Here is a 16529-nt window from a genome sequence, read left to right on the forward strand (position 1 = left end):
TTTTCTAAAGTTACCGGGCGGGAGACGAGACAGCGGGGACGTCCTTGTCGGACGTCAAGGGAGTCACGTCGTCAGGCGACGCGACGTCGGAGACGTCATTGGAAGACGCCTCGGTGGGAACGCCCCTCGGCGATGTCGTGGAAGAGACATCCTGGTGGGGCGAAAGAAGACGAACACGATCGATCACATAGTCGCCGTTGGGACCTCGATAGGACTGAAAACGGACCGTTCTCAGCCCAGCCCCCGGTTTCGGCGGGCCGTTCTGGAAGATCTTGAGCTCCGAGGCGACCAGTCGCGGCTCCGGGTTGTTCGCTTCGGAGAGATAAATGTCGAACGAGGGGTCTTCCCCGTAGTCGCCGACGAGGCGCAACGTATGCACGTTGACCACATCCTCCGGGTCGGAAAGGCTGCCGTCGCCGTTGCGATCCTCGGAGAAGCTCACCGCTCCCCAGGGAGAGACGACGCGCCACTCACCGACGAGCAGGCTTTGCGTGCCGTCTCCCTCGTAGACGTAGATGGCCCCTCCGTGACCGACGCGGAGATTGACGAAATCGCCCTTCGCATGGTGGAGCAAGACGTTGAGCCCACGCGTTCCCGCCTCTTCGGGCGGCATGGTTGCGAACTGAAACTCGAGCACCCAACGCGGACCGGTCGTCACCCCGTGAACGATGGTGCCGAGAGAACCGTCGTCACCGCCGCGAATCATGACGCCCGGGCGATCCTCTTGGGCGAGCCCGACCGGTGTCAGCCCACGGTGCGACTCGGCCATGTTCGGCGGAACGTCCCAGCCTGGAAGAACCAAGTTCTTTCCCTCGACGGGAGTGAACGAGAACCCCTCGACCGGCCGAAGATCGCGTAGCCAGTGGCGTCCTTCGCGCGACGACGCCCCATCGGTGGCGGAGACATCGGGAAGACTGCGAAGAAAGAGAGCATCCTCGGGCATCTGCGGCTCGAGCGACAGCGGGTCTCGGTGACCGGGGCGCTTGGCCCGCACGGCATCGCCGGCCCGAAGTCGTTTGGAGGCGGGCAACCTCTCCTTGCTCGCGGGCACGACATCGACTTCGCCGTCATAGACTTGGACGGTGGTCACCCCGGAGGGTTCGACCTGCACGCCGAACTCCGTGCCGTGATCGACGACATCGACCTCGGGGGAGCGAATCACGAACCCGTCGATGTCCTCGGTGACGCGAACGACAATTCTTCCTCGCCGGAGGGTCGCTCCGAGCATGCCGTCGATCGACAACTCGGCCGGCCCCTGTAGGACCGCCACCGGTCCGGTCGCGAAAGCAATCTCCGCGACGCCCCCGGCGAGCAACACCCGTTCGCCGACGTGCAAGGCTTGTCCAACGTGGAGCTTTTCAGTTTGTTCTTGTTCCGAAAAGACGCCAAAGAGACCCGTGATCGTCGCGACCGGTCGATTGTCCTCCCGTACCGCGAGTGCTCCACCGGTCCCGGTGACACCGTCCCTCGGCATGCGATTGCCGATCGCGACTAGCAAGACCAAACAGGCCGCGGCCGCGATCAAGAGGGCCGGCGTGAGCCAACCGATCTTCGTCCTCTGTCCGCGTGTTGACTCGGCCCGGGCGGTCGGCGCGGGGGCAGAAGGTGCTGGCGCCGCTTCCTGTTCTCTTAGGACGCCGCGCACGAACTTCTCGAGACCACGTTTGCCGTGCGAGAGGAATCGCAGCTCCGCGTGCATCTCGCAATAGTCGCGATACGTTTGCCACGCCGAAGCATCCTCGCGAAGAATCCGCTCGAGTTGATCCATCTCGCTCGCCCCAGCGTCACCGCTCAGGACCGATTCGATCAGGGCGAGAAAGTCGGGATCGATGGGCGTCGTCATGACAGACCCTCCGTCGAGAGTCGACGATGAATGCACTCGAAGAGGGCGGAGCGGATCCGGCGCAGGGAGTTACAGATGCTCTGAGAAGACCGTCCGATCTTCTCGGCGATTTGCTTGATCTGAAGATCCGTGGTGTAACAAGTCTCTAACAACTCGCGGTCCTTTTCGGGAAGCCGTTTCACGCACTCGTTGAGGGCACGTCGGCGTTCGAGACCGCGATCGGCCTCCGCCTGGCGCGACTCTCGCTCGACGATGTCTTCGACCAAATCCTCGGACAGGCCGACGTGACTCGGCCGCCGCTCCTTACGACGCCAGAAATTGAGCACTTCGTAGCGGGCGGCTTGCCAAGCCCAACGAAGAAAGTCCCCTTCTGGCGGGAGCGAGTCGAACTTCTTCCAAAGCACGATCAGGACTTGCTGATAGAGATCGTCCGCGTCGGCCGAGTTGTGGACGAGGGCGAAGATGAAGCCGTAGAGCTGGTGCTGATGGCGGGTCACCAAGTCCATGAAGCGATCGCTCGGGCCGAAGTCGGCCGTCACGTTCGCATCGCGCATCAACTCTTGGTGCGTCGACAATGGTGTCATCCAAGCCCTAATAGCCCGTTGATCGATTCCCCGCCGGCTGCGCCCGCGTGAATCAATGGACTGCTAAGAAACGGTTCCCCAGTACCCAGCTAACGTCGCGTTGGGAGATCGATACATCGATAAAATCACAAAAACATCCAATTCCGCTCAAGCGATCGTCGCATCCTTGAGATACGCACCCCTTCAAGGGTAGCACAAGAGATTTCACAGCAACAGGTTACGCGAAGTGACCCAAGTCAGAAATCGCGAGGTGAACGCAGGCGAATGGCGTGCGAATTCAGAGGATGGAGGAATCGTCAGCGGCGACGAGGTAGCCGAGCGTGGGCCATGGAGAGGTGTCCGCCAGCGAAGCGGAGGGAATGGTCGCGCCTTCGTGCGTCCGAAACGACAGCTCGAAGGAGTCGACGGCAAAGTCGTCCTCACTGACAATCTCGAACGGGCTGACCTGGCCGACATGCAGCGGGTCGAAATCGAGTGAGGCGGAGAGAAACGTCACCGGAGCATCCTCGCCGCGGAGGAACTGCCCCACCGCCAACACACCTGAAAGGGGCCGCGTCGACTGATTGACGACTTGGCCGGTCACCGCGTAGCGACGATCCTCGGTCCGCGTCGCACGGCGGTTTAGCACGACGATCTCCGCGTTGAGCAAGGTCTTGGCCTGCCGTAGCGTCCCCTCATCCCCATCGCGCCGGGCGGCACGTCGCGACAGTTCGAAGTAGTGGCGTGCGGACTCCAAATCTCTGGCGTCGATCGAACCGTCGAGGGCGAACTTGCCCAACTCCAGGGCTGCCCGAGCGGAGCCTTCCGAGGCCGCCGCCTCGAGTAGCCGTCGCGCCTTGGCGAGGTCTCGGCGTTCGCCGCGACCGCGCTTGACGAGCAGTCCGAGCCAACAGCCGGCCAGCGGACTCCCCGCCTCGAAGGCTTGTTCGAGCAACTGCCGGGTCGCCATCCATGCCTCGGGGCGCTCTTCGGGGCCGATCTCGTCCGCGAGCATCCTCGCCAGAAGGAGTTTCGCGCGGACGTTGCCGGCGTTGGCGGCCCGTTCGAGGAACCGACGCGCCGTCAGTTTGTTCTCGGGAACGCCTTCCCCCGCCTGATAGAGCTGAGCCAGCATGATCATCGAGCGTTGATTGCCCTTCGCGGCGGAGTGTCGCAAGAGACGAAGTCCCTTCGTCACGGACCGGTCGGTCCCCTTGCCGTGGAGATAGCACCAAGCGAGGTCGGACGTGGCCAGCGGGAAACCGGATCGGTCGGCGGCCTCAAGCAAGGAGAACGCCCTGCCCTTCTCGCGCTCGCCCGCGAGGCCCGATTGAAGAAAGCGTGCGAGGATCCACTGAGCCAACGGATTGCCCCTAGCGGCGGCGGCTTCGATGTCGGGAAGCAGCCTCTTCGCGGACGCGGCGGCTTCCTCGCGTTGGAGTTGTTGTTGTCCGAGCGCTCGCATGCTTCGCGCATCGCCGCTCTCCAGCAGGCGCCGCAGCGCGTGCGATTCCCACGAGTCAATCGTTTCCAGCCGAGCGTAGGACTCGCGATAGCGGTACGATTCGATGAGATCGAGAGCGATCCGCAACCGTTTGGGGATCGAGGCGAAGCGGGCGTCGGTCGTGGTTCCCTTCGCCCTTACGACAGTCGCCAGACGCGTGCCGGGGTTGAAAGTGACGCTGACGCGCAGTTTGTGTTGGAGGTTGTCGAGACTGGTTCGGCGACCGTTGAGGGTGACGCGAGAGTCGCCGTCGACACGGACCTCGTGCCGCTTGCCCGCGTCGTCGGAAACCTCGATCCAGCCGTCGGCCGCATCGACTTGATCGAGTTGGCCGTGAATCAGGACCGGCTTGTCGTCCGCCCAAGCAATGAGGCAAACAGCGAGCGTCGCCGACGTGAGCACCCCTGAATCTCCCAGACAGCAATGATTCCGGCGTGAACGCCGGAGCACGAACGCTCCAGCGCACGCGGCAGTGTCTAGGGAGTAGTACGTTCAACGCCGGGAGAATCGCTAGGGAAAACGAAGCGGTCGGCTATTCCAGGTAGGTGTAGCCATCCAGACCGCTGGCGTAGAACTCGATCAACCGGTCCGCCTCGACATCGGTCAATTGGCCACTCGCACGTCCTTTCTCCACCTCGACGCGGAACGATTCGAGCAGTTCGTCGCAGGAGAACTGAACGTACGCGAGCATGTCCCGCACGGTGTTTCCCTTGACGACGTTCTCGATAACCGCCTCGTTGTCTTCCCCCAGGCGGACCTGAACGGCATGCGTGTCGCCAAAGAGGTTATGCATGTCGCCGAGTATCTCCTGGTACGCTCCGACCAGGAAGGCTCCCAGGTAGTACTCTTCGCCATTGGGCGCGTGGAGTTCGAGACACTGCTTGACATCACGAAGGTCGATGAAGCGATCGAGCTTGCCGTCGGAATCACAGGTGATGTCCGCCAGTCGTCCCCGCCGAGTCGGCTCCTCGCGATGCCGCTGCAAGGGCACCACCGGGAAGAGTTGCTGCACCGCCCAAGCGTCCGGCATCGATTGAAAGACCGAGAAATTGCAAAAGTACGTGTCCGCAAGCATCGACTCGAGCACTTCCAAGTCCTCGGGGATGTGGTCCATTCGCTGAATGATCTTCTGGATCCGACGGCAGACCTCCCAGAAGATTCGATCGGCCAACCCGCGTTGGTTGAGCGTCAGGTACCCGAGACTAAAGAGGTTCATCGCATCATCGCGCGACTTGATCGCGTCGTGATACATCTCGTGAACGTTCTTGGCCGACAAATCGGCGAGCGTGTCGTAGAGCGTCGCGATCGGGGCGGGCTGCTCCCCACTGGGCCGCTCCCCCAAGGAATCGGACACCGACGCGCAATCCATCGGCTGCCCAGCCATTGACTCGACCCCGAGGACATTGAAGACCAAGACGCTGTAGTAGGCGGTGATCGCGCGTCCCGATTCGGTGATGATCGTCGGGTGTTCGACTTTCGCCTCGTCGCAGATCGACTGAATGCCGTAGACGACGTCGTTGGCGTACTCCTGGAGTGTGTAGTTGATCGACGATCCGAACTGGGTTTGGGAACCGTCGTAGTCGACCCCCAGGCCTCCGCCGACATCGAGATAGCCGAGCCCCGCGCCGGCACGCGAGAGTTCGACATAGATTCGCGCCGCCTCGTTGACGGCTTCCTTGATGTTGCGGATGTTGGTGATCTGGCTGCCGACATGGAAGTGGAGCATGCGGAGTTGGTCGGCCAGGTCGCGGCTCTTGAGGAACTCGACCGCGTCGACCAGCTCGCTGATCGTCAGCCCGAACTTGGCCATTTGCCCGCTCGAAGACTCCCAGCGTCCGGCCCCCCGGGTGGCGAGCTTGACGCGAACGCCCATCGCGGGACGAATCGAGTGGCGGGCGGCGTGCTCCACTAGGAGGTGCAACTCGCGGACCTTCTCGATGACCGGCAAGACGGTCCGGCCCATCTTCTGAGCGAGCACCACGGCCTCGATGTACTCGGCGTCCTTGAAGCCGTTGCAGATGATGGGCGTATCCTGACGATCGACGAGCGCCAAGATGGCGAGTAGTTCCGGTTTCGACCCTGCCTCGAGCCCACAGCCGAAGGCCTTGCCGTGGTCGTAGATTTCCTCGACGACGTGGCGCTGCTGATTGACCTTGATGGGGTAGACGCTGCGGTAGTCACTTCGATAGCCGAAGGCGTCGATCGCGCCGGCGAAGGCCTGGTGCAACTCGCCGATCCGGTGCCGCAGGATGTCGCTAAATCGCAATAATAGGGGCGGATGGATCCCGTCGAGCGCGAGGCGGTCGATCAGCGCGCGCAGGTCGAGCGACTGGTCGAACTGGCCGGTCGGGTGGACGGCGACATTGCCATCATCGTTGATGGAGAAGTAGTTTCGGCCCCACTGGCGGACCGCGTAGAGATCCTCGGCTTGGCCGATGTCCCAACGATCCATTGGCTGACGGCGACTTCTCAGGGAATGCTTCCACGAAGCGGGTCCGCCGGCACTACGCGACGTCGTTCCACTCACGGTTCATCTCCGAGGGACCCCGTCTGTTCGCGGTCCGCGGGGACGCCCTGGTTCGGTCGAGACCTCGACCGTTGACAGGAGACTCCCCAGAGACACCGACGAGGGCCCGACCTTCTATCGGGTTAAGTTGAGAATGGGCCTGGAGGGCGCTCTACCGCTCTCCAGCATGCGGAAGGGAGACGTTACTTGGTCACAACCTCGAGCTTGTGCTCCTCGACGTTGTACTTGTACTCGGCGCCGGCCGGCAACACGGGAAGCTTGATGTTGTTCTTCTTGATGATCTCGCTCATGAACTCATCGTAATCCTTCGGGTAGCGACCGTTGGTCGCGTGAAAGAGGTCGATGGCTTGCTTGATGACGGTCTTGCTGATTTGCTCGAGAGCCGGCCCGTAGGCCTGCATCGCGGGAAGGACCGGCGAGGTGATCCTCACCTTGGAGTCGCTGACCTTTTCCTTGTCGGCCTTCTCGTCGAACTCGCCGATCTTCTGCGTCGTCTTGCCGATAATGCTGTTGGGCGACTTCTTCGGCTTGGCACTCAGGTCACCGCACCCGACCATCGCCCCACAAAGCAAAGCAATCCCACCGACATAGACCAAGCGTTCCATCCGGAGGTTGACCAAGTCGCGCATGAGTCGTTCCTTTTGTGGCGAGGGCCAACATTTTCCAATGTCGTGCCGCTCATCAGCCGTAACCGCATCCCAAGGCCCACTGATCAGAATAGGTCGGCGGGAACCGCAAGCAAGGAGTTCTCCGCGCGACGCTCGCGAAGGCCGATCGAGGAATATCCCTCGACAGCCTCGGACTCGGCGGGATCGATGGCGGTGAACGGCGTTTCGGCCTCGTCGCGGGACCGTTCGATCGCGTCTCGCTCGCGCCAGTTGCAAACCCAAACGGCCAACACCGCGAGGAGGATCAGGACGACGACCGCCACGGCGAATCCCCAGGAGGGAGGCGAGTACCACGGCGATGGCCTCTCGTCGGAGGAGATCGTCGACCACGAGTCCCTCTCCCTGTCGTCGCTACGCATGATCCAAACTCTCCCGAACTCGGTCGTTGTCAGTTGCCCTCGCACGTCGGCCCCGGACTCGATGCCAGATCCTCGGGACGCCTTTCGCCGGGTTTCTAGAAAGAACAGCTTCCGATCAAAGCAGGAAAAGGAGCAGCATGATCCCCGCGGATTACGTCATCGGATTCGTCGTTATCGGCATCTTGGTCTACTCGGTCGTCTTGCACGAGATCGCTCATGCCGTCGTGGCCGATTGGTGCGGTGACCCAACGTCGCGTCGCTTGGGCCGAATCACCCTCGATCCGATTCCTCACATCGATCCGGTGATGACGATCGCCCTGCCTCTGGTCCTCTACATCGTTAGCAGCGGCAACATGGTCTTCGGTGGGGCCAAACCGGTACCGATCAATCCGATGAACTTTCGCCAACCCAAACGCGACATGATGCTGGTCGCGATCGCCGGTCCGATCACCAACGTCCTCATCGCGGTGGTGCTGGCACTCCTGATCAACACGGTGCCGCTGTTCGGCTACTTCAACGATCATGCTCCCCAACTCGCGCTGCGAATCATCGCTCAGTCGGTCATGCTCAACTTCGTCCTGGCGGTCTTCAACATGATCCCGATCCCGCCGCTGGACGGCTCCAAGGTGCTCGCTGCGTTCATGCCCAATCGGCTAGCCTATTCGTACCTGAGCATTCCCTCTTCCACGGGGATTCTCCTCGTGATGGGACTCGTCGTTCTCGGAGGAGTCAGATACATTGCTCCCGTAGCCATCTCCGCTACAGACATTTTGCTTCGAACAGTCAATTTCATGTCTTGATGGAGAAAGCAAGCATGCCGGATGTAAAGATTCGCTGTCGTCCCAATGGTCCGCTCCTCGTGGAGGGACCAATTTCCCTGACCGATAGTGAAGGCAACCCGATCGAGTTGCCCGAAGGCAAGACCAACTGCGCGTTGTGCCGCTGCGGGCTCTCCGCGAACAAGCCCTTCTGCGACGGCACCCACAACCGCGAAGGTTGGCAAGAGTAGGCGCCACCTCTTCCCCACCCTAACGATTCGAAGCTCCCTTTGACAAGGGGGCGCCCGCCAACCGATGTGCTCCTTTCGCTCGGAAAGGGGCACGAACACCCGTTTGTTCACTTCTTCCCGTCCCCAACACCATCGTTTCCCCTTCAAGACGACAAGCTCGCGTGCTCCCTCCGGACGTGCTCGCCCCGTCGACGCTCCGATTTCCCTGAAGGCTCTCTCCGAACGCGCGCGCGCCCCTCACGATGCCTACACATTTTCGATCTACCCAAACCCCAAACGCCAGCAGCGCGAAATTCGTAGCAGCAGCCGTACGGCGAGGACAAGAAGCCTCGGCGCCGCGTCGAGCCACGCCCATTCTTTCGTCGGCGGGGCCTCATCGTCGGAGGATCAAGCGATGATCATGTCGGCCACGAAACTGCTGCCACTTCACCACCCCGATTCCCTGCGCGAGCCCGTTCGGCGTGTGCCACGGCCCGCAAATCGTCGCGGTCTTCGAGACTTCGACACTGTCCTACGCGACGAGTGGTCGATTGATCCGGAGTCATGCCGTCCGCTGCGCCACGGCCAGAACCTCGTCTTCACCGCTCGGGACAGGGAGGGAAACTCGGTCATCGTTCGCGCGACCTCGCCAAGCCACCGTTCGCTGCGACAACTCGAAGCCGAACTCGACTGGGTCGCATGGCTCGACCTGGTCGGCGTGCCGGTCGGCATCCCGATCGAGACCCGGTTGGGAAAACTCGCTGTCTCGGTTCACGACGAGGGTGAACTCTTCCATGTTTCCTGCTTCCACCGCATCGACGGCACGATCGTGTCCAACGAGTCGTCGGAGCGTTGGACGGATGACTTCATTCGACTCTGGGGGCGGATGATCGGCCGCGTGCATCGCTGGACGGAGCGCTACCAACCGACTGGCCAATCGCGCTACCACTGGCACGAGCAGCCGGAGTGGCGACTTCGCGAAAAGCACCACGACCTCTACCACCCCGGCGTTCTCGAACGCATTGACGAGTTGGTGGCCCGACTCAAACGAACCCCGCGGGGACGGTCCTATCAGGTCATCCACGCCGACGCGTTCACGTCGAACTTCCTGATGCGAGATGACGACCTGATCCTGTTCGACTTCGATCAGTCGATGTACTGCTGGCGACTCTATGACCTGCTCGTCGCCTTCCAGATGCAGTACGTCTTCTCCTACTTCATTCGTCCGGAACTCAATCGGTTCTCGGTCGAGGAGTTCTGGCGTCTCCTACTCGACGGCTATCGCGAAGCGGCCGAACTCGATCGGGAGGAACTCCAGCTCGCCGAGTCATTACTTCGACTGCGTCAGGCCGTCTGCTACCTCGTCTCCAAACCTGAAGCCCGCAAATGGGCGATCATCGCCGGGACTTCCGAGTCGGCCTACCTCGGCGCGATGCGGCAGGTGGAGGAGTCGCTCTTGAGCGATCAACCGCTCTTGCCCGTCGATCTCGCGGAGCTGTGACGACGCCGGGGATCCCGTTTGGCCAAGGTGGTCACGCCGCGATTGTGAAGATCGGGAATCCTTCGCGTCAATGTCCAACACGGGGTCGTTGCCGGGCGTACCAATTGGCAGAACCGGCGGTCAGCGGAGAAGCCACCGGCTCGACACACCAAGCCAACGACAAGCAACGCGCAGAGATCCCGGTCTCGGGAATGTGGAGGAGGTCCATCATGATTCTACCAACCAAGGAGTTCCTCGCGTCCGAGGAGGTCTTCGGGCTACCGACTCTGTCGGTTCGCCGACACTTGAACGATACCCATCGGGAACGGTCGGAGTTCGAGAACGCCCTGGTCGACGAGTGGGGGATCAATCTCGATACCTGCGAACTGGTTCGCCCGGGACAGAACGTCGTCTTCGCCGCCAACGACGAGGATGGCGAAGCGGTGATCGTCCGCGCGACGTCCAACGCCCATCGCTCCCAGGAACAAGTTCGCGCCGAACTCGAGTGGATTCGTTTTCTCGACGATGTCGGTGTTCCCGTCGCCTCGCTGATCGAGGCCCGTTCGAGCAAGCCGGTCGTCTCCATCATCAACAACGAGCGTCCGTTCCATCTCGCGTGCTTCAAGCGACTGGACGGAACGACGCTCGAAGGTAGCCGTCTGGAACGTTGGGACGAGGAACTCATTCGCCAGTGGGGACGAACGATCGGGTTGGTCCATCGTTGGTCGAAGCGTTTCCAGTCCCGAGGGCCGAAACGCTACCAGTGGCACGAGCTTCCCGAACTCGTCCTTCGCGGCAGGCGTCCGGACCTCTTCGACGAGAAAGTCGTCGCCCGCATCGACGAACTATTCGCCCGGTTGCAAACGACCAAGGTCGACGACTCGTACCTCTTGGTACACGGCGACATCTGGCCGGAGAACTTTCTCGTCAGCGACGACGAGTTCGTCCTCTTTGACTTCGATCAGTCGATGTACTGCTGGAAGCTCTACGACCTCGTCGTCGCCTTCCATGCACAGTACGTCCACACCCTGGGTGAGGAACCGATCATCGACGGCAGCCAAGCCGGACGTTTCTGGAAGCTGCTCATCGAAGGGTACCGCGACGAGGCCCGGCTCGAACCCGAGGAACTGCGACTCGCGGAACCGCTATTGCGACTACGGCTCGCGCTGGACTACATGAACTCCGCGTCGGAGCCAAAGAAATGGGCGGCGTCGCTCAACATGCCGCTCGAGGACTACATTCCGGTCGTCGATGGGATGGGCCGCTCACTCCTAAGCGACGAGCGAATTGCTCCGATCGACCTGACGGACGTCTGAGCCGAATCGTTCAACGGGACGAAAGTCCCCCACAAGCCCCATCCCTGCGGTTGCCCATGTTCGCGCTCGTCGCGAGCATGGGCGACTTTTTTACCCCACTCGAGCGATGAATGGGCTTCTCGCGGGCCTCGCCCGAGCCACGAGTCGGCAATGATCGCGATCGTCGGCCCGTCCCGTGAGGCTCAAACGCCTTCACCACCTCGCGGGCGGTAGCGGTCCTTGAGCCGCTTGTAGTCGGGCAAACCGACTAGGCCTTGCCATCACCGCGGCGCGGTGGTTCGTCGCGCACTGACATTGGCCTCGAGCACACGCAAGACGTTGCCGCCCAAGATCTTCTGAATCGTCTCATCGGAATAGCCGCGCATCACCATCCCGAGCGTGAAGAGGGGCCAGTTCGTCCAAGCGAGGCTCTGACGATCCGCCGCCGAGTTGCTGTATTTGTCCTCGGGCCAGAGATGCTCCCAGAGGTTCCGCCGTAGCGCCAGGCCCGAACGGCCTCCGGGACGTCTCTTAATCTTCGTGCTCTCCGCTTTCCCGTGCCGCGAGGTGTACGCCACGTCGGTACCAATCGCGCAGTGGTCGGGGCCGAACTTCTTCACGACGTAGTCGACATGATCGAGGAAACGGACCAGATCCCCTTTCCCGCCGAGAAAACGCGAAATCGCGCAGATCCCGACATAGCCGCCGGTGTCGCAGATCGCCTTGATGACGTTGTCCGGCTTCGAACGAAAATGCTCATAGAGTCCGGCACAGGTAGTATGGCTGGCAACGAGCGGCTTTGTCGACGCCTTGGCCGCGTCGAGACTCGTCTTCCAACCGCTGTGAGCGACGTCGACGATCACGCCAACCTCGTTCATCTCCGCGACGCCGGCATGTCCGAAGTCGCTCAGCCCCGCGTCGTTGGGTTCCCCGCAACCATCGCCGAGCGGGTTTCTCCGGTTGTAGGTGAGGTGCATCATCAGGATACCGAGTTCGTGGAAGAGGCGAACGAGGCCAAGCTCATCGCGGACGTCGCGCCATCGCTGTCGTAGCGGAACGCCGTTACCCGTGAAGCAGAGAGAAATCTGGCCCGCTTGGAACGTTTCCCTCACCTGCCGGGCGGTGACGGCCTTCGAGAGGGTCGGCTTCAGCCGATCGGTCAGGTAGGTGAAGTGCGCCAGCCGCTTGAGCAGTCGCATCGGGTCGTTGCCCTCCTCGCCGGCGTTCTGAAAGACGCAATCGACGCCCGCCGCCCGAAAGGCGTGGAGAAACTCTTCGCGTTCGCGTTGATCGGTGGCGGCGCGGTTCATCATCGACCCCTCGCGGATGTCGGTCAGTTCCTCGTCGTAGGCCCCCTCGTCGGCCGCTTCCTGGAACCAAGTCCCGTCGATCGCCTGTCGGGGCGAGAAGCCATAGGACTCGAAAACGAGCGAGCCGGAGTGGAGTTCCCACGCTCGCTCGAGTTGGGCCTTGGTCGGCTTGAGCAAGTCGATCCCGATCCGTCTCGGCTCGTCGATGGTCTCGTTGCCGGTTTGCCAGACCTCTCGGCTGTTCGCCCCTCGTGCCGATTGTCCCAACAGCGTGCCGAAGGTGCCCACGGCACTCGCTTGGAGAAAGGAACGTCGACGGACGAGCGGCTTGGCCGAAGTCTGCATGGTGGGGTTCTCGTCTGAGTGAGGTCGACCGCGAATCCGGCGAGGGTCGACGGTGAGGTTTTCCCGGTAGGTTGGCCCCCATGGTGGTCGAACCCAGCCCCGATTGCACGAGAAATCGCCGGTGACTCGTTTCGAGAGAACTAGCTCCGGGGCGGTACCAAGATGTCACTCCTCTCCGGCGCCAAGGCGATTTCTCTTCAGGCACCATCGACGGGCGACAACGAGGTCTTCGAGAGGACCAACCGAGCCCCGGCCATCGCATTCTCCGCCGAGCCGGGCTTGACGTTCGTGGCGACGCCGATCACAGTGGCCAATTCCGCGTCGCCGCTTTCTTCGCCTCGAATCGCGTGGGTCGACGAGCCCATGGAGACGACGTGACGCCTCTCCCTTTCGACATGGAGCGATTGTCTTGTTCACGGCTGCGGTCTCACGCATCAATGCACGTGTGTTGTTTCCCTCACGGGGATACCTTCGCGTCGTGGCACTCTCGCTCCTGTCGCTCTCGGCCAGCATGTCGCGCGGGGCCGACCCGATCATCAAGCACTTCCCCGAAGCGGCCAACTCCGGCTGCATGAAGTGCCATGCCGGCATCGAACTGATCCGCGATCCGAACTCGCCCATGATGCGGCAGATCATGGATCGCGGCCGACTCCTGGGCGATTCCGCGGGGTGCATCGTCTGTCACGGCGGCGATCCCAAAGAAACCAAGGACAAGACCATCGCCCATGGTGGGGCTCACGCGACGGACTTCTATCCCGCTCCAGGTAGTCCGTGGATCAATCAGCACACCTGCGGCCAGTGCCACCAGAAGCACGTCGACGTTCAATGGACCAGCCTGATGATGACCGAGGCCGGAAAGATCCAAGGGGTCTGTTGGGCGTTTGGATCCCTGACAGGCTATCAGCACCGTTGGGCCAACTATGCCGTGAAGAATCCCAGCGATCCCAAGGCCAGGCTCGGGACCGACATCTATCGCGACTACATGCGACGTCTCAAACAGATCGAACCGGACGTCTTCGTCGACGCCCACGAACCCCTTCCCGAGGCTCTCAGGTTCGACGAACTCCACCGCCTCAAGGAGGATCCGACCCTCGCCGCGTTCACGTACATCCGGCAAGAGTGCCAGCGTTGCCACCACGCGGTCAAGGGACGCCAGAAGCGTGGCGACTTTCGCGGCATCGGTTGCTCGTCGTGCCATACGCCCTACAGCAACGAGGGCTTCTACGAAGGTGGCGATCCGACCATCAACCGCGAGGCGACGGGCCACATGCTCGTCCATACGATCCAGGGAACCCGCGACGCCAAGGTAACCGTTCACGAGACCACCTACAGCGGGATTCCAGTCGAGACGTGCACCACGTGCCACGACCGGGGCAAGCGCATCGGAGTGTCGTTTCAAGGCCTGATGGAGACGCCCTACCACTCGCCTTACGCGGCCGATGGCGGCCCCCAGCCCGCGCTTCACACCAAGCACTACATCGCGATGGAACAGGACATCCACTACCAGAAGGGGATGACGTGCCAAGATTGTCACACCTCCAACGACGTCCACAGTGACGGCTTCCTGGCGGCGGCCAACCTGGCCTCGGTGCAGATCGAGTGCGCCGACTGTCACGGGACGCCCGATCGCTATCCGTGGGAATTGCCGCTCGGGTTCATGGACGAATTCGCGATGAAGCCCGCAAGCGGTTCGGCGCGCGGCGTCGCCACCAGGCAACTCGACCATACCCATCAGGGAACCATCTACGACGCTCGCGACGGCTATCTGCTCACCGCGCGGGGCAATCCCTACGAAAACGTCGTCCGCGATGGCGACGAGGTCATCGTCCATACCGCGGCGGGCAAGGACCTCCGCATCAAAACCCTGAAACAGCTCTTCGCGGAAAAGAAGGTCAGTCAGGAAGGGACCGTGGCGATGGGCGGCGTCGCCAAGCACCTCGACCGGATGGAGTGCTACGCCTGCCATTCGAGCTGGACGCCCCAGTGTTACGGTTGCCACGTGAAGGTCGATTTCTCGCAGAAGCACAAGTGCCCCGAGTGCCTGGAGTCGCTCAAGGGGTTCGACTGGGTCGCCGCGGGACGCAAGCACGAGGAGAAGGACCATCGCGCCGACCGGGGCGAAGAAGGCTACGACACCATCATCCCCGGCAAGGTGACCGAGCAGCGATCGTACTTGCGCTGGGAAGAGCCGATGCTCGGCATCAACGGCGAGGGTCGCGTCACGCCACTGGCCCCCGGATGCCAGCCTTCGGTCACCATCATCGGCGAGGACGGCGAACCGATTCTCGTCAACCACATCTACAAGGTCGATCCGGGGCTCGAACGCAGCGAGGAAGGGCAACTCTCGATCGACATGAGCCCGACCCAACCCCACACGACCACGAAACAGGCTCGCTCGTGCGAGTCCTGCCACGCCTCGAAAAAGGCCTTGGGACTAGGGATTGATGGAACCCGTCCCTGGAACGAGGAGCACGTCGTCGATCTCGAGACGGCCGACAAGCAGATCCTTCCGAAGCAGTACCAGCCTCAGATGGAAGCGATCGAGAACCTCGATCACGACTGGTCGCGGATTGTCGACGAGCAGGGAAATCAAGTCGCGACGGTCGGGCACCACTTTCAACTCTCGCGAGCCTTTACGCGCGAGGAACAACTCCACATCAGTCGCGAGGGTACGTGCCTTGCCTGTCACAAAGAGCTTCCCAACCAGTCATTGGCCACCAGTTTTCTCCATCACGTCGCGAAGTACACCGGCCAGCTTCCCAAGACCAACATTGAGCACGACCAACTCGTTCACAAAGTCGTCTTGATGAGTGCCTGGCTGCAACTCGGAATCGTCGCACTGATTCCGATGCTCGCCATCGGCGGAGCCATCTACCATCGTCGCCGCATCCGCCCCCTCTTCGAGGGCGATCGCGAGGGATCGACGTAGCGCTCCATCGAGCCATGTTTCGAATCGCGACGGGCGTCATCCCCACGCCTGCATTGAGGTACGTGATGTCGACGGCGGTTGGTCTATTCCTAGCAGTCCGTTGATTTGAGTGAGCCAAGGCGAGAACGAGCCATGTTGGCCAAGATCAAGGAATAGAAACGGAGGCGAATTGGTAGATTCGTCGAGATTCGTTGACGCCGAGATTGGTAGAAAGCACCGTTCGAAGTCGGCGTCGAATAGATCAACGGGCTGCTCGCTGCCAGGTTCACCTTTCCTGGGGGAGAGGTCGGCGAGCGTCGTGGGCCGGCTGAATGTCACGATCTGCCGCCCATTGGGAGTTCGCGACGTCCTCGTTTCACGTCTTCAGCATGCCGCCTGTTGGATGGGAATTCATCAGCCGCGCAGCGGCGACATCACGCAACCTGGTGGCGCAAGCCCCAGGTCATCGGGCGCCCATTGTTTCAAAGCCCTGAAGGGGCGACATCGGCGAGGTATCCACGGGAAGGTATCGCCCATTCAGGGCTCAGGGATGTTGTTGGTTCGGTTTCCTCGCACTCACGTGCGAGGCTACGTGATGCCGCCGCCTTCGCGGCTGAGGGAGTGAATAGCAACGACGGCGTTTCGCAATTCCCCCAACCTCGAGAATGAGACAATTCACCCATACGACCTTGACGGCATCCCTTCTCGCGATCAGAGTTTAGACGGAGGTCTCATCGCG

The 16529-nt window shown here is 61.8% G+C and carries 12 protein-coding genes; 5 read left to right on the plus strand and 7 right to left on the minus strand.

Annotated elements, in window-relative coordinates; translation table 11 throughout:
• Nucleotides 1-10: 10 nt before the first annotated feature.
• From Pan216_RS17765 to Pan216_RS17790, 6 genes are all read right to left on the minus strand, one after another.
• Nucleotides 11-1843, minus strand: a complete 1833-nt coding sequence (locus Pan216_RS17765) for a FecR family protein (RefSeq protein ID WP_145259903.1) — start codon at nt 1841-1843, stop codon at nt 11-13.
• The gene (locus Pan216_RS17770) at nt 1840-2418 is read right to left on the minus strand and encodes a sigma-70 family RNA polymerase sigma factor (RefSeq protein WP_419192672.1); all 579 of its coding nucleotides are present in this window, start codon (nt 2416-2418) and stop codon (nt 1840-1842) included. The genes Pan216_RS17765 and Pan216_RS17770 overlap by 4 nt, the downstream gene beginning before the upstream one ends.
• A gap of 286 nt (nt 2419-2704) precedes the next feature.
• Nucleotides 2705-4312, minus strand: coding sequence for a tetratricopeptide repeat protein (locus Pan216_RS17775; RefSeq protein ID WP_145259906.1), 1608 nt, complete (start codon nt 4310-4312; stop codon nt 2705-2707).
• Nucleotides 4313-4442: 130 nt separating this feature from the next.
• Nucleotides 4443-6362, minus strand: coding sequence for a biosynthetic arginine decarboxylase (gene speA, locus Pan216_RS17780; protein ID WP_145259908.1), 1920 nt, complete (start codon nt 6360-6362; stop codon nt 4443-4445).
• 257 nt (nt 6363-6619) lie between these two features.
• The gene (locus Pan216_RS17785; RefSeq protein ID WP_145259910.1) at nt 6620-7066 is read right to left on the minus strand and encodes a hypothetical protein; all 447 of its coding nucleotides are present in this window, start codon (nt 7064-7066) and stop codon (nt 6620-6622) included.
• 83 nt (nt 7067-7149) lie between these two features.
• The gene (locus tag Pan216_RS17790) at nt 7150-7464 is read right to left on the minus strand and encodes a hypothetical protein (RefSeq protein ID WP_145259912.1); all 315 of its coding nucleotides are present in this window, start codon (nt 7462-7464) and stop codon (nt 7150-7152) included.
• 137 nt (nt 7465-7601) lie between these two features.
• Between Pan216_RS17790 and Pan216_RS17795 the strand changes: the two genes are divergently transcribed.
• From Pan216_RS17795 to Pan216_RS17810, 4 genes are all read left to right on the plus strand, one after another.
• Nucleotides 7602-8264 (plus strand): site-2 protease family protein, encoded by a 663-nt coding sequence (locus Pan216_RS17795; protein ID WP_145259914.1) that lies wholly within the window; start codon nt 7602-7604, stop codon nt 8262-8264.
• A 14-nt stretch (nt 8265-8278) separates the two neighbouring features.
• Nucleotides 8279-8473: a CDGSH iron-sulfur domain-containing protein gene (locus Pan216_RS17800; RefSeq protein ID WP_145259916.1), complete on the plus strand. Its 195-nt coding sequence runs from the start codon at nt 8279-8281 to the stop codon at nt 8471-8473.
• Between the two features lie 394 nt (nt 8474-8867).
• On the plus strand, nt 8868-9953 hold the full coding sequence (locus Pan216_RS17805) for a phosphotransferase enzyme family protein (protein WP_419192673.1): 1086 nt from the start codon (nt 8868-8870) through the stop codon (nt 9951-9953).
• A gap of 209 nt (nt 9954-10162) precedes the next feature.
• Nucleotides 10163-11248: a phosphotransferase enzyme family protein gene (locus Pan216_RS17810; RefSeq protein WP_419192674.1), complete on the plus strand. Its 1086-nt coding sequence runs from the start codon at nt 10163-10165 to the stop codon at nt 11246-11248.
• 260 nt (nt 11249-11508) lie between these two features.
• Here Pan216_RS17810 and Pan216_RS17815 read toward each other — a convergent pair whose 3' ends face one another.
• Nucleotides 11509-12882 (minus strand): dipeptidase, encoded by a 1374-nt coding sequence (locus Pan216_RS17815; RefSeq protein WP_145259922.1) that lies wholly within the window; start codon nt 12880-12882, stop codon nt 11509-11511.
• A 478-nt stretch (nt 12883-13360) separates the two neighbouring features.
• On the opposite strand from Pan216_RS17815, the gene Pan216_RS17820 reads away from it, so the two are divergent.
• Nucleotides 13361-15811 (plus strand): multiheme c-type cytochrome, encoded by a 2451-nt coding sequence (locus Pan216_RS17820; protein WP_419192675.1) that lies wholly within the window; start codon nt 13361-13363, stop codon nt 15809-15811.
• The last annotated feature ends 718 nt before the right edge of the window (nt 15812-16529 follow it).

The sequence above is a fragment of the Kolteria novifilia genome (assembly GCA_007748055.1).
GTDB classification, from domain to species: Bacteria; Planctomycetota; Planctomycetia; order Kolteriales; family Kolteriaceae; genus Kolteria; species Kolteria novifilia.

Bases quoted from the DNA above. Each gene is read 5' to 3' on its own strand.
- Pan216_RS17815 (WP_145259922.1), bottom strand. From the start codon at position 12,882: ATGCAGACTTCGGCCAAGCCGCTCGTCCGTCGACGTTCCTTTCTCCAA.
- Pan216_RS17785 (WP_145259910.1), bottom strand. From the start codon at position 7,066: ATGCGCGACTTGGTCAACCTCCGGATGGAACGCTTGGTCTATGTCGGT.
- Pan216_RS17795 (WP_145259914.1), top strand. From the start codon at position 7,602: ATGATCCCCGCGGATTACGTCATCGGATTCGTCGTTATCGGCATCTTG.
- Pan216_RS17765 (WP_145259903.1), bottom strand. From the start codon at position 1,843: ATGACGACGCCCATCGATCCCGACTTTCTCGCCCTGATCGAATCGGTC.
- speA (WP_145259908.1), bottom strand. From the start codon at position 6,362: ATGGATCGTTGGGACATCGGCCAAGCCGAGGATCTCTACGCGGTCCGC.
- Pan216_RS17800 (WP_145259916.1), top strand. From the start codon at position 8,279: ATGCCGGATGTAAAGATTCGCTGTCGTCCCAATGGTCCGCTCCTCGTG.
- Pan216_RS17810 (WP_419192674.1), top strand. From the start codon at position 10,163: ATGATTCTACCAACCAAGGAGTTCCTCGCGTCCGAGGAGGTCTTCGGG.
- Pan216_RS17790 (WP_145259912.1), bottom strand. From the start codon at position 7,464: ATGCGTAGCGACGACAGGGAGAGGGACTCGTGGTCGACGATCTCCTCC.
- Pan216_RS17805 (WP_419192673.1), top strand. From the start codon at position 8,868: ATGATCATGTCGGCCACGAAACTGCTGCCACTTCACCACCCCGATTCC.